The organism is Teichococcus vastitatis, assembly GCF_003604215.1.
GTDB lineage: Bacteria > Pseudomonadota > Alphaproteobacteria > Acetobacterales > Acetobacteraceae > Pseudoroseomonas > Pseudoroseomonas vastitatis.
Window position 1 is genome coordinate 52,007 of record NZ_QXGS01000010.1, and the last position, 12,049, is coordinate 64,055.

13 protein-coding genes are annotated in these 12,049 nt (G+C 70.8%); 6 read left to right on the forward strand and 7 right to left on the reverse strand.

Annotated features, from left to right (window positions below):
• Positions 1–25 precede the first annotated feature (25 nt).
• Positions 26–1,234 carry an OprO/OprP family phosphate-selective porin gene (locus D2K64_RS13805; protein ID WP_157985839.1) on the forward strand — a complete coding sequence of 403 codons (1,209 nt, stop codon included), beginning with the start codon at positions 26–28 and terminating at the stop codon, positions 1,232–1,234.
• On the opposite strand, the gene D2K64_RS13810 is transcribed toward D2K64_RS13805, so the two are convergent.
• From D2K64_RS13810 to D2K64_RS13825, 4 genes are all read right to left on the reverse strand, one after another.
• Positions 1,224–2,081 carry an SDR family oxidoreductase gene (locus tag D2K64_RS13810; RefSeq protein ID WP_120008961.1) on the reverse strand — a complete coding sequence of 286 codons (858 nt, stop codon included), beginning with the start codon at positions 2,079–2,081 and terminating at the stop codon, positions 1,224–1,226. The genes D2K64_RS13805 and D2K64_RS13810 overlap by 11 nt on opposite strands.
• Complete coding sequence (gltX, locus tag D2K64_RS13815) at positions 2,078–3,424, reverse strand: glutamate--tRNA ligase (protein WP_120008962.1); 1,347 nt, start codon at positions 3,422–3,424, stop codon at positions 2,078–2,080. Before gltX ends, D2K64_RS13810 begins: the two co-directional genes overlap by 4 nt.
• Positions 3,421–3,843: a hypothetical protein gene (locus D2K64_RS13820; protein WP_120008963.1), complete on the reverse strand. Its 423-nt coding sequence runs from the start codon at positions 3,841–3,843 to the stop codon at positions 3,421–3,423. The genes gltX and D2K64_RS13820 overlap by 4 nt, the downstream gene beginning before the upstream one ends.
• 71 nt (positions 3,844–3,914) lie before the next feature.
• Entirely contained in the window at positions 3,915–4,895 is a 981-nt protein-coding gene (locus D2K64_RS13825; protein WP_120009019.1) for a DMT family transporter, read from the reverse strand.
• A 226-nt stretch (positions 4,896–5,121) separates the two neighbouring features.
• Between D2K64_RS13825 and D2K64_RS13830 the strand changes: the two genes are divergently transcribed.
• The 4 genes from D2K64_RS13830 (at position 5,122) to D2K64_RS13845 (ending at position 7,664) form a co-directional block, all read left to right on the forward strand.
• On the forward strand, positions 5,122–5,625 hold the full coding sequence (locus D2K64_RS13830; protein WP_120008964.1) for a type III secretion system chaperone family protein: 504 nt from the start codon (positions 5,122–5,124) through the stop codon (positions 5,623–5,625).
• Positions 5,622–6,452 (forward strand): pyrroline-5-carboxylate reductase, encoded by an 831-nt coding sequence (proC, locus tag D2K64_RS13835; RefSeq protein WP_274379305.1) that lies wholly within the window; start codon positions 5,622–5,624, stop codon positions 6,450–6,452. Before D2K64_RS13830 ends, proC begins: the two co-directional genes overlap by 4 nt.
• Before the next feature lie 137 nt (positions 6,453–6,589).
• Positions 6,590–7,162: a TetR family transcriptional regulator gene (locus D2K64_RS13840; RefSeq protein ID WP_238384186.1), complete on the forward strand. Its 573-nt coding sequence runs from the start codon at positions 6,590–6,592 to the stop codon at positions 7,160–7,162.
• A 67-nt stretch (positions 7,163–7,229) separates the two neighbouring features.
• Complete coding sequence (locus tag D2K64_RS13845; protein WP_120008966.1) at positions 7,230–7,664, forward strand: phasin family protein; 435 nt, start codon at positions 7,230–7,232, stop codon at positions 7,662–7,664.
• 24 nt (positions 7,665–7,688) lie between these two features.
• Here the strand turns inward: D2K64_RS13845 and D2K64_RS13850 are convergent, their stop codons facing one another.
• The 3 genes from D2K64_RS13850 to D2K64_RS13860 are packed head-to-tail and all read right to left on the reverse strand — an operon-like array spanning position 7,689 to position 10,331.
• Positions 7,689–9,050 (reverse strand): ATP-binding protein, encoded by a 1,362-nt coding sequence (locus tag D2K64_RS13850; protein ID WP_120008967.1) that lies wholly within the window; start codon positions 9,048–9,050, stop codon positions 7,689–7,691.
• A gap of 17 nt (positions 9,051–9,067) precedes the next feature.
• Complete coding sequence (locus D2K64_RS13855) at positions 9,068–9,769, reverse strand: response regulator (protein WP_120008968.1); 702 nt, start codon at positions 9,767–9,769, stop codon at positions 9,068–9,070.
• Positions 9,770–9,785: 16 nt separating this feature from the next.
• The gene (locus D2K64_RS13860; RefSeq protein WP_120008969.1) at positions 9,786–10,331 is read right to left on the reverse strand and encodes a MarR family winged helix-turn-helix transcriptional regulator; all 546 of its coding nucleotides are present in this window, start codon (positions 10,329–10,331) and stop codon (positions 9,786–9,788) included.
• 429 nt (positions 10,332–10,760) lie between these two features.
• Between D2K64_RS13860 and D2K64_RS13865 the strand changes: the two genes are divergently transcribed.
• A complete protein-coding gene (locus D2K64_RS13865; protein WP_120008970.1) occupies positions 10,761–12,047 on the forward strand; it encodes a glycerate kinase type-2 family protein in 1,287 nt (428 codons plus the stop codon).
• Positions 12,048–12,049 lie beyond the last annotated feature (2 nt).

A 12,049-nucleotide genomic window follows, 5' to 3' on the forward strand; every position in this document is an offset into this window, starting at 1 on the left:
GTTGCACGCCCTCGGGAGTTCCGTCATGCATCGCCTGGTTTTGTCGCTGGCTGCCGCCCTGCTGGGCGCCTCCTCCACCGCCCTGGCACAGGATGGATTCTCCTGGCGATCCGGCGCCCCCGAACTGAGCCTGGGCGATGGTGCCGTTCGGCTCACGCCGGTGCTGCGCCTCGATGCCGACGCCGGCTCCTACTGGGATCAGGACACGGCGGAGGGCTTCCGTTCCGGAACCAATATCCGCCGCGGTCGCGTCGGGCTGGAAGCCACGCTGCCGCAGGATTTCGAGGCGGCGGTGGTGTGGGATTTCGGCTCATCGCGGCCCGGAAACGCCGGCAGCCTGTATGAGGCGCAGTTTGCCTGGAGCGGCCTCGGCTGGGGCACCATCCGGGTGGGCGCGTTCCAGCCGGCCCATATGCTGGAGCGCGCCGGCTCCTCCATGGACCTGCTGTTCATGGAACGCGCCGCCATGACCAACCTGGCAACCAGCGTGGCCAGCGGCGACCGCCGCCTGGCTGTCGGGCTGGAAGCCCATGGCGCACGCTGGACCGCCGCCGGATACCTGACCGGCGGCGACATCAACGTGCCGCAGGAATGGGGACAGCGCGGCGTGGCCGCCCGCGTCACGGCGCTGCCGCTGGACGGCGCCGTACAGGCCCAGCTCGGCGGCAATGTCGCGTGGCAGTTCCGCCCTGGTTCGAAAGGAAGCTACAACGAGGCCGGCTTCGGCGATTCGCCGGAACTCCGGGTGGATTCCCGCGAGTTCCTCGACACCGGCACGGTGGATGCCGACAATGTCTGGGCGGCCGGGCCGGAACTGGCGGCCGGGGCCGGTCGCTTCTATGGCCAGGCCGAATACCAGTGGCTGTTCCTCGATACCCCGGATGGTACCCGCAACGGCGAGGCCTGGTATGGTGCCGTCTCCTACACCCTGTTGGGAGAGCCGCGGAAACGCGATGCCAAGGCCGGCGTCTGGAAGCGCCCTGCCCCCGCCAATGGGTTCAACCCGGCACGCGGTGAATGGGGCGCGCTGGAGGTCGCTGGCCGGTTCAGCAGCGCCGATCTGCGCGACGGCCCGGTGCAGGGCGGCGCCCAGCGCATCTGGACGGCCGGGTTGAACTGGTACCCGGCCGGATGGATGAAGGTGATGCTGAACTATCAAAATGGCCGCATCGAGCTGGCGGACGAGAACCGCGACTTCCAGGCTCTCGGGCTGCGGCTGACCTTCAACCTGTAGCGGAGCCGAAGGTGGCAGCGAGGCCCTGCGCCAGCGGCCGTGGCGTGACGCCGAGACGTTCGCGCATGGGACCGATGTCGAAGGCCTTGTCCTCGGTCAGGCGTCGGATCTCGTCGGCGCCGATGCTGGGTAGCCCCGGGATCAAGCGGGTCAGCGGCGCCAGCAGCCGCAGCGGCGCCGCAGGTACCGGCACCACGGGCGGCGGCCGCAGGCCGGCGGCGCGGGCGACGGTGGCGAGGAAATCGCGATAGGCCAAGGGTTCAGGCCCCGCCACTACCAGGGTTTCCGGCCTGGTCCAGGACGCCCCGAGCGCCGCCAGCAGGCTGGCTGTGACATCCGCCTGGTGGATCGGCTGCACCAGCGCATGGCCGCCGCCGGGCAGCGGCGCCACCGGTAGGCGGCGCATCAGCGCGGCCAGACGCTGCACATTGTTCTCGCCCTCGGCACCGTAGATCATGGTCGGGTGGAGCATGACGCCGGGATGTTGCCCGGCCAGGAAAGCCGCCTCCCCGGCCCTGACGCCGTTGCCGTGCGCGTCCGGCCAGCGCGAGAAGCGACGGGTGGAACCCATCAGCACCAGCGTCGCCCCCGGCTCCGCCGCGGCCAGAATGGCCGGTGCCCAGCGCGCATGGGCGCAGGACACCACGCGGCCGCATCCCTCGAGTGCACGGCGCAGCGCCTCGGGGTCGCGCAGATCGGCGCGTCGCGCCGTGCCGGGCAGGTTGAGCGCTGCCCAGGCGTCCGGCCGTCGCACCACGGGGATGAAGCTTTCGCTGCGCGCCGCCAAGGCCCGGCACAGCGCCGCGCCGGACCGCCCGGCGGCACCGATCACGGCAAGCCCGCTCATGCGCCGGCGGCGCGCGCCAGCCTGTCCGCCGCGCGGGTGCGGCCGATCTGCGGCAGGAACAGCCGCATCTCGGGGCCATGATCCTCGCCGGTGAGTGCGAGGCGCAGCGGCAGAAACAAGGCGCGGCCCTTGCGGCCGCTGGCGACGCCGAGCGGCTTGACCCAGTTGTTCCAGGTATCCGCGTCCCACGGCTCGGGCGGCAGGCTGGCCAGCGCCTCGCGCAGAAAGGCGGCATCCTCCGGCTGCGACGGCACGGCGATATTACTGCGGGCGATCTCCCACCAGTCGCGCGCCTCGGCCAGCAGGTCGAGATTGCCGCGCACGGCCAGCCAGAAGGCTTCGTCCGCGCCATCCGGCAGGCGGTCGCGCACCATGGCGAAGTCGAGCCCGTGCAGGTAGCGCCGGTTCAGGCCCAGCAGCTGCGCCGGATCGAACCGTGCCGCGCTGTGCGACACGTGGCCGAGGTCGTACACCGGCGCCAGTTCGGCCGGTGCTGCCGCCACCGGATCGCGCGACGAGCCTAGTGCCGAGAGGTAGCCCACCAGGGCCGCCGGCTCGATCCCGTCACGCCGCAACTGCCGCAGACCCATGGAGCCGAGGCGCTTGGACAATGGGCCGCCATCGGCATCGGTCAGCAGCGGCAAGTGGGCGAAGCGGATGGCACCCGGCCGCCCCTGCGCCCGGCCGCCCAACGCCTCCAGGATGTCGATCTGCACGCCCGTGTTGGTGACGTGGTCCTCGCCGCGCACGATGTCGGTGATACCGGTCTCCAGGTCGTCCACCACGGAGGTGAAGGTGTAGAGGAAGGAGCCGTCGGCGCGGATCAGCACGGGATCGGAGATCGGCGGCAGCTTCACCTGACGGCGGCCGAGCACCCCGTCCCGCCATTCCACCGTGCGGGTCGCCAGCTTGAAGCGCCAATAGGGCTGCTTGCCGTTGTCGAGGGCACGCTGCAGCTGCTCCGGCGTCATCTTCAGCGCGGCCCGGTCGTAAACGGGGGGACGGCCCTGCTTTTGGCGCTGCTCGCGCTTGAAGCGCAGCTCCTCCTCGCTTTCCAGGCAGGGATAAAGATGGCCGCTCCGCTTCAGTCGCTCCGCTGCCGCCGCGTAGCGGTCGAGGCGCTCGCTTTGCCGGAAGCTTTCATCCCAATCGAGGCCGAGCCAGCGCAGATCCTCCTCGATGCCGGCGGCGAATTCGGGCTTGCTGCGCTCCGCGTCGGTGTCGTCGAAGCGCAGGATGAAGCGGCCGCCATGGCGACGTGCCAGCAACCAATTGGCCACGGCGACGCGGGCATTGCCGACATGGAGGTATCCGGTCGGGCTGGGAGCGAAGCGCAGCTTCATGCCGCGTCCTCCGGGTCGGCGCCGCCGTCCTCCTCGTCATCGTCCTCGTGCCGGCGCGGATCGAGGACGCGCCAGTTGCGCTCCTCCGCGTCGCCGCAGGGCCGGGCTGCGAAGTCGCGGATCTCGTTGGCGCTGCGCCAGCCCTGTTCCACGGCGGTGCCGTCGGGCCCGACCACGTCGGCGTCCTCGCCGAAGGCGAACCAGGCGTTCAGCACCTCCTCCGGCGTCAGGCGCGGGGCGCGGCAGCGCTCCAGGCTGTCGCGCACGTAGCGGCGGGCAAAGGCATTGGCCTGCACCAGCGTCGGGAAGCCCCGCACGGTTTCCAGCGGCTCAGATCCGTTGGCGCCCGACAGGTCGCGAAGATGCACCTGGAAGCCGCCCTGTGGTGCGAAAAGGGTTTCGTCGGAATCGCCACTCATGACCGGTCGCTCACCATTCCTGTGACTGAGGGGGCGCGCGCCGGACCGGAGCCGGCGGCTTTGCCGGGGTCCTAGCCCCGCCGGGCGGGAGCGTCCACCATTCCCGCCGGCGTGCCGCGCGGCGCGATGACGCCGGACACCATGCCGAGCGACACCGTCGCCACCCCGGCGAAGCCGACCCAGCCCAGCCATTCGCCGAGGATCGGGCCCGCGGCGAAGGTGGTCAGCGCCGGGGTCAGCGCGGTCACCATGGTGGTCTGGCCGCTGCCCAGGACGTTCACCGCTCGCGCGAACAGGAAGCCGGCCACCACCACGGCCAGAAGTCCCTGATAAACCAGCTGGTGCAGGATCGCGGCGGCCGAGGCCTCACCCAGCGTGGAAGGCAGCGCGAACCACCAGACCGGCAGGTAGAGAAAAGCCGGATACACCGCGAGCACCACGGTGGCGGCCATCGCCGGCACGCGCCACAGCCGCAACAGGATGGTGAAAGCCGCCCAGGACAGGCTTCCCAGCAGAAACAGCAGGTCACCGCACCAGGCACCGGGTGCCGCATCCAGCGTGCCCAGCCCGAGCAACAGGATGCCGGCCGCCACGATGCCGAGCGATACCCAGCGACGACGTGGAAACGGCTCCCGCAGAACCAGCGCGCCAAGCAGGGCCGCGATGAATGGCAGCACGCCGGTGAGCAGCACCACCCCATGCGCCGCGGGCGCGAACTGAAACCCCAGATAGGCGCAGAGCGGAAAGCCGAAGGCTGCGCCCGCCACCAGGGCCAGGCTGCGCCCGGCGGAAAGGCGGGGCCATCCGACGAAGAAGGCCAGCAGCAATCCGACCGGCAGCGAACCCAGGTACCGCAGCGCCGCCACGTCCCACGGCGTCAAGGATTGTTGCGCCGCCAGCCGCGCGGAAAGCGAGAAGCCGCTCCACACCGCCACCACCCCGAAGGCGCAGCACAGGCCCACCATGCGCTCGCGGGTTGCATTCGGGCCAGGCAACGCCGGACCGGCGCCGAACCGTGGAGCAGGATCGATGATGGGGGGTTCGCTGCGCATGGCGGCCAACCTAGCCGGCGAAGCCCCGCTCGCCCATGCTCGGCGGCATTCCCTCCGCGGTGCAATGCTGCGGCGCGGTGAAAAAGCCGCGCGCGGCCGGCAGACTCGGGCCTTGGCTCTTGCGATGGGATTTGCCCCCGCGATATGCCAGGAATGGTGGTGGGGGCAATCGGCTTCACCCAAGATCTGGGTGGCCCTGTCCCCCTGTAGGGAAGGAGGTGCCGCGATGTCCGGCCTGCAAATTGCCGAGCGCGAGCGTTCCGCCAATCCGCTCGACGTGCTGGAGCAGATCGTGGCCGCCAATGAGTGGGTGTTCGACCGCCGCTCCGATGGCGAGATGGCGGTGGAGGCCCCGGGCAAGTGGTGCGACTACGGGTTGTTTTTTTCCTGGTCGCCCGAGATCAGCGCCATGCATTTCACCTGCGCCTTCGACCTGAAGGTGCCCGCCGGCAAGCGCGGCCCGCTCTACGAATTGTTGGCCCTGGCCAATGAGAAGCTGTGGATCGGCCATTTCGGCATCGACAGCGAGGACGGCGCCCCCGTGTATCGCCATGCCGTGCTGCTGCGCGGTGCGCCCGGTGCCAGCGCCGAGAGCCTGGAAGACATGGTGGATATCGCCATCACCGAGTGCGAGCGCTTCTTCCCGGCCTTCCAGTTCGTGCTGTGGGGCGGCAAGCCGCCCGCCGAGGCACTGGCCGCCGCCATGCTCGACTGCGTGGGCGAGGCGTGAGCCAGTCCGGGGCGGCGGCAGCGTCCCTGCCCCCTCTTCTGCTGGTCGGCTGCGGCAAGATGGGCGGCGCCATGCTGGAGGGCTGGCTGGAGCGCGGTGCCCGCGAAGTCGTGGTGGTGGAGCCGCATGCCGATGCGATGGCCGGCTTCCGCGGCCGCGTCACGGCCTGCGCCGACGCCGCCTCCGTGCCGAAGGACTTCCGACCCGGCGCCATCGTGTTGGCGACCAAGCCGCAGCAGGCCGAGGCGGCCCTTCCCGCCTTCGCCGCCATGGCCGGCGCCGACGCGCTGGTGCTTTCCATCATGGCCGGCAAGACGGCGGGCGGCGTGGCCGCCATGCTGGGCGGCGCGGCGCGCGTGGTGCGGGCCATGCCCAACACGCCGGCCGCGGTGCGCCAGGGCTTCACCTGCGCCTTCGCCGGCCCCGGCGTGACGCCGAACCAGCGGGAACTGGCCGATGCGCTGCTCACCGCCATCGGCGAGGTCGCCTGGGTCGAGGACGAGGCGATGATCGATCCGGTGACGGCGGTATCCGGCGGTGGCCCGGCCTACGTGTTCCTGCTGGCCGAGCTTCTGGAACAGGCCGCGATCGAGCAGGGCCTGCCGCCGGACCTGGCCCGGCGCATGGCGCGGCGCACCGTGTCGGGCTCCGGCGCGCTGCTGGCGGCGAGCGATCTGGATGCGGCCCAGCTCCGCCGCAACGTGACCAGCCCGAAGGGCACCACCGAGCAGGCGCTCCGGGTCCTCATGGCAGCGAATGCTTGGCCGCGCACCATGTCGGAGGCGATCGCCGCCGCCACCCGGCGATCCCGTGAACTCGGCGGCTGATCCGCTGGAAACTGGCGGAGAGGACGGGGCGACCCCCTGGCGGATCGCGCTGCCGGGCCTAAACTTCTGGCATGAGCCAAAGCAACCATGATGCGGCCGCCCCGCCGACCGCTGTCTCTCCCGACGATGCTAAGCTGATGGACGCGCTTTGGCCCCTGGTGGCCGAGCGCGGCTGGAACGGCTTCACCTTTCCGGAGCTGGCCGAACGCTCGGGGCAGGATCTGACCGAGCTGCGCGGCAGGTTTCCCAGCAAATTCCACCTGTTGTGGCTTCATTCTCAGACGGTTGATCAAGCGGTGCTGCGGGATGCGGCGCTGGCCGGCGGCGGTACGCAGCGCGACCGGCTGTTCGACACCTTGATGCGGCGGCTGGACGCGCTGCAGCCGCACCGGGAAGGGCTGATCCGCTTCGGCCGCGAGATGCGCACCGATCCGCTGCTCAGCCTGGCCCTGGCGCCGGTGCTCGCCGCCTCCATGGCCTGGATGCTGGAAGGGGCGCGGATCAATGCGTGCGGACCCGCCGGCATGTTGCGGGTCCATGGCCTGTCGGCCGTGTGGATCGCGACACTGCGCGCGTGGGAACAGGATGACAGCGTCGACCTCGGGACCACCATGGCGGCGCTGGATCGTGCGCTGGACAAGGCGGAGCGCGTCGCCCGCACCCTGCGCCTGAACGAGGATGAGCCGGCGGAGCCGATGGCGGCGCAGTGATGGGCTATCGGCGGGAACGCGATGACCGCTAGACTGCCGGCGCAACAACAAGCCTGGAGGATTGGCCATGTCTGACAGCCCGAAATTTCCGCCCGAGATGGATGTGATGCGCCTGCTGTCGGATTTTCGGTTCCCCGCCATGCCCGACATGGAGGCGCTGGCCGCCGCCCAGCGGCGCAACTTCGAGGCGCTCTCCGCCGCCAACAAGGTGGCGCTGGAGGGTGCTCAGGCCGTGGCCCGGCGGCACATGGAAATCCTGCAGCAATCCATGACCGAGATGACGGGGGCGCTCCAGAGCGCGTCCCCGTCCGCCAACCCGCAGGACCGCGCGGCCCAGCAAGCCGAGCTGCTCAAGGCCAGCTACAGCCGGGCGGTGTCCAACATGCAGGAGATCGCCGACCTGATCCAGCGCTCGAATTCCGAAGCGGTGGGCCTGCTCAACCGGCGCTTTGCCGAGGCGATGGACGAGGTGAAGTCCCTGATGGCGAAGCCCGGCGGCTGAACCGCTCCTGAACGGCTGCCGGCTTCAGGCCGGCAGCCGGATGCGGGCACGCAGCCCGCCGAGGGGGCTGCCTTCCAGCGCGATGTCGCCGCCATGGGCACGGGCGATATCTCGTGCGATGGCGAGGCCCAGGCCCGTGCCGCCGGCCGAGAAGCTGGTGAATGGCCGGAACGCGTCTTCCCGCGCCGTGGCCGGGATGCCCGGGCCATCGTCATCCACCGTGATCAGGATCCAGCGTCCGCTGCCCCGCCCGCCTTCCTCGCGCGGGGTTTCGGTGAGGCCGACGGCGATTCGGCGCGCATGGCGCCGGGCATTGTCCAGCAGGTTGCCGATGCAGCGCCGCAGCGCATCGGCACGAACCGGCAGCACCAGCGGGCCGGGCGCCTCCACCGAAACACTGGCACCGTCCCGCCGTGCCCGCGCCGCCAGATCCCGCACGAGCTCCGACAGGTCGGCCGGCTGCGCCTGCTCGATGCTTTCGCCGCGGGCAAAGGCCAGATAGGCGGCGATCATCCGCTCCATCTCGGCCACGTCCTCGGTCATCGCCGCGGCATCGTCCTCGGTGCCGGGCGGCAGCATGGCGAGACTCAGGCGCAGCCGGGTCAGCGGCGTGCGCAGGTCATGGCTGATGCCGGCCAGGACCTCGGTGCGCTGCGTCACGAAGCGCCGGATGCGGCCCTGCATCTGGTTGAACGCCGCCGCCGCCTGTCGGACCTCGCTGGCTCCTTCCGGCTTGATAGCGCCGACCTCGCGGCCGGTGCCGAAGGCCTCGGCCGCGCTGGCCAGCCGGCGGATCGCACGCACTTGGTTCTTCATGAACAGCGCGGCGATGGCGAACAGCAGCAGCGACGAGCCGACCAGCCAGATGAAGAACAGATAAAGCGTGCCGAAGAACAGGCGCTTGCGGGGCGCTTCCACATGCAGCACGCCCTCGGCCATCTGCACCCGAATGATGACCGACCGCGGATCGCTGGCCCAGTCGGTGTCGAAGGGCAGGCGAACCCGCTCCTCCAAGGCCCGGGCGAGATCGCCTTCCAGCGGCAGGATGGGCAGCCAGCCGCTGCGCATCGACGGCGCGCCGATGGTCGCACCCGGCTCGAAGGCCATGGAAAGGTCAAAGCGCCAGGCGGCCTCACGGAAGATCCAGCCCTCCTCCCGGTCGTCGGGATGGCGGGCCAGCAGTTCCACCACCATGCCGATATCCCCGGCGACACCGCCAGCCAGGCGCCGGGATATGACGTCAAGATGGCCGCCATAGAACAATTGCAGCGCCACCCCCTGCAGGATCAGCAACGGCAGCAGGATGATCAGCAGCGCACGCCCGAGCAGGCCGCGCGGCAGCAATCCGCGAAAGGGATTGGCCAGCCGTCGCAGCAGCGGTCGCATCGGGGACGGCAGCGGCTTCACGTGCCGGGCCGCAGCACGTAGCCGCGGTGACGCACGGTCTGCAGAAACCGCGGCTCGCGCGGGTCCGGCTCGATCTTTCGGCGCAGCCGGGTGACCTGCACGTCGATGGCGCGTTCCCCGGCTTCCGGCGTGCCCAGCGCTGCGGCGATCTCTTCGCGCGTCAGCACCTCGCCGGCGCGGCGCGCCAGCGCCGTGAGCAGCGCCGCCTCGCCGCCTGTCAGGCGGTGCGTGCCATCCTGTCCGCGAAGCTCGCCGCGCTCCGGATCGAACCAGTGCGGTCCCAGCTGCACCGGCGCCAGGGGCAGGCTGGGCGGCGTGGCGGGCGCCGCGCGCTTCAGGATGGTGCGGATGCGCAGCGCCAGCTCACGCGGGTCGAAGGGCTTGGCGAGGTAATCATCGGCGCCGTGCTCGAAACCGGCGATGCGGTCATCCGGGGCACCGGCCGCCGTCAACATCAGGATCGGCACTTCGTGACCATCGCGGCGGAGCCGCTCGGTGAGTTCCAGCCCGGATTCCCCCGGCATCATCACGTCCAGCACCAGCAGATCGAACGCCATGGAATGCAGCGCCTGGCGGGCGGCCACGGCATCCTGCGCCGCCGTGACGCGGAAGCCCTGCTCCGCCAGGAAGCGCTGCAGCAGGTTGCGCAGGCGGGCATCATCGTCGACCACCAGCAGATGCGGCTCGGCACCGGTCATGGCAGCACTCACCTCCTCAGGCGGCGCTGCGCGGGTTGGTGCGCGGCGCCCGGTCGAGCTGGGCCCGCGCTTCCGGCCCCATCAATCCGCGCATCACGCGGCGAAAGCCGTCCACCGCCGCCGGCCCCGCCTCGCGATAGGCGCGCATCACCCATTCGCGCTGACGCTCGAACAGCCGGCGCTCCAGCGCCTCGCCCTTCTCGGTGAGCGACAGCAGGCGCTGGCGGCGATCGGCGCGACCCGGCGCCTGATTCACGTAGCCTTCCTCGACCAACGGGTTCAGGACCCGCCCGAGCGACTGCTTGGTGATGCCGAGGATGGCCAGAAGGTCGCCCACCGTGATGCCGGGGCGGCGGCCGACGAAATGCAGCACGCGGTGATGCGCCCGTCCCATGCCCAGTTCCTCCAGCAACGCGTCGGCCCCGGCGGTGAAGTCGCGATAGCCGAAGAACAGCAGGTCCTGCGCCAGCCGCAGTTCCTCTTCCCGGAGAAACAGCAGCTGCCGGCCGGCTGCAACAGGTCGCGCTTCGGCCGCTGGCTTGGTGTCGCTTGTGTCTGGCATCCCTGGCGTGCTTCCCGCGTCGCTAATCATGTTTGGCGAGGTTTCTGAAGGATTTGCAATGGCCGCGCCGGCACTCTTTCGTCAATGTCCGCCAAGCGGAGATCGCCGCCAACGCAAAAAGGACCCATAGGCGTCCTTGCCCGGCGTGAATGCGCCGGCCGGCAAGGCTGGCGAAGTCGGCACGCCAGGCTTGCCACCCTGGGGCTCGCTTTCGACGCCTTCTTGCGGTTGCCGGCAAACCTGTCCGGTTCCCGGCGCCGGCCGTCCTTGCGCCGGCCGGACCGGACCCCGATGGTCCGCGGCGGTTCTCCGGGTCTGCCGGGTTGCAGCATCATGAAGAACCGGGCGTGCCCGGAGCGGTTTCGCAAGCCACCCCTTCCCTCCGCCGCCGGAAGGCGGCAAACCGATGCCGCACCGGGGGAGAGGTCGATGAACTGGAACAACACCACGGCGCGCGCCGCCCTGCGGCGCTGCTTCGATGCGGCGGTCCGGGCGGCTGATCCGCGCAGCGTGCTGGCCGGTTATCTCCCGTTGCCGCCCAAGGGCCGCGTCGTGGTGGTGGGCGCCGGCAAATCGGCCGCCGTGATGGCCGCCGCCGTGGAAGAAGCCTGGCCGGATCAGCCGCTCTCGGGACTGGTGATCACCCGCTACGGCCATGCCGTGCCGACCCGACGCATCGAGGTGGTGGAGGCCTCTCACCCGGTTCCCGACGCCGCCGGCGAGGCGGCCGCGCGGCGCGTGTTGAAGGCGGTTCAGGATCTGACGGCGGATGACCTGGTCCTGGCGCTGATCTCGGGCGGCGGCTCAGCGCTGATGGCGCTGGCGGCCGAGGGGCTGACGCTCGACCATAAGCAGGCGGTGAACCGCGCCCTGCTGGCGTCCGGCGCCACCATCCAGGAGATGAACTGCGTCCGCCGGCACCTGTCGGCCATCAAGGGCGGCCGGCTGGCGGCGGCGGCGCACCCGGCCCGGGTGGTCACCCTCGCCATCTCGGACGTGCCCGGCGACGACCCGGCGGTGATCGCGTCCGGCCCCACCGTGCCTGACCCTTCAAGCTTTGCCGAGGCCCGCGCCATCGTGGCGCATTACGGCATCGAGCTGCCGCCGCCGGTGGCTGCGCATCTGAGCGCCGCCGCGGAGGAAACGCCGAAGCCCGGCGACCCGCGCCTCGCCGGTGCCGCGTTCCACCTGATCGCCACGCCCCAGATGGCGCTGGAGGCCGCGGCGCGCGAAGCCGTAGCGCTCGGCCTCAATCCCGTGCTGCTGGGCGATGCGCTGGAAGGCGAAGCCCGCATCCTCGGCACCGTGCTGGCCGGCGTGGCACGCAGCGTGCGCACGCATGGCCATCCGGCGCCGGCGCCGGCCCTGCTGCTGTCGGGCGGCGAAACCACCGTGACGATCCGCCCCGGCACGCCGGAAGGCGGGCGCGGCGGCCGCAACTCCGAAAGCCTGCTGGGGTTCGTGCTGGCGGCAGCGGGGTTGGAGGATTGCTGGGCCCTGATGGCCGATACCGACGGCATCGACGGATCCGAAAGCAATGCGGGCGCGGTTGCCGGGCCGGACACGCTGCGGCGCGCCGCCGCGGCGGGCCTGGATGCGCGGGCGCTGCTCGCCGCCCATAACAGCCACGCCTTGTTCGACCGGCTGGATGACACCATCGTCACGGGACCGACCCTGACCAATGTGAACGATTTCCGCGCCATCCTGATCGCCTGAGG

What these genes read in the sequence shown, in the direction of transcription:
- D2K64_RS13805 (WP_157985839.1), top strand. Translation starts at nt 26, where the DNA reads ATGCATCGCCTGGTTTTGTCGCTGGCTGCCGCCCTGCTGGGCGCCTCC.
- D2K64_RS13810 (WP_120008961.1), bottom strand. Translation starts at nt 2,081, where the DNA reads ATGAGCGGGCTTGCCGTGATCGGTGCCGCCGGGCGGTCCGGCGCGGCG.
- gltX (WP_120008962.1), bottom strand. Translation starts at nt 3,424, where the DNA reads ATGAAGCTGCGCTTCGCTCCCAGCCCGACCGGATACCTCCATGTCGGC.
- D2K64_RS13820 (WP_120008963.1), bottom strand. Translation starts at nt 3,843, where the DNA reads ATGAGTGGCGATTCCGACGAAACCCTTTTCGCACCACAGGGCGGCTTC.
- D2K64_RS13825 (WP_120009019.1), bottom strand. Translation starts at nt 4,895, where the DNA reads ATGCGCAGCGAACCCCCCATCATCGATCCTGCTCCACGGTTCGGCGCC.
- D2K64_RS13830 (WP_120008964.1), top strand. Translation starts at nt 5,122, where the DNA reads ATGTCCGGCCTGCAAATTGCCGAGCGCGAGCGTTCCGCCAATCCGCTC.
- D2K64_RS13840 (WP_238384186.1), top strand. Translation starts at nt 6,590, where the DNA reads ATGGACGCGCTTTGGCCCCTGGTGGCCGAGCGCGGCTGGAACGGCTTC.
- D2K64_RS13845 (WP_120008966.1), top strand. Translation starts at nt 7,230, where the DNA reads ATGTCTGACAGCCCGAAATTTCCGCCCGAGATGGATGTGATGCGCCTG.
- D2K64_RS13850 (WP_120008967.1), bottom strand. Translation starts at nt 9,050, where the DNA reads ATGCGACCGCTGCTGCGACGGCTGGCCAATCCCTTTCGCGGATTGCTG.
- D2K64_RS13855 (WP_120008968.1), bottom strand. Translation starts at nt 9,769, where the DNA reads ATGACCGGTGCCGAGCCGCATCTGCTGGTGGTCGACGATGATGCCCGC.
- D2K64_RS13860 (WP_120008969.1), bottom strand. Translation starts at nt 10,331, where the DNA reads ATGCCAGACACAAGCGACACCAAGCCAGCGGCCGAAGCGCGACCTGTT.
- D2K64_RS13865 (WP_120008970.1), top strand. Translation starts at nt 10,761, where the DNA reads ATGAACTGGAACAACACCACGGCGCGCGCCGCCCTGCGGCGCTGCTTC.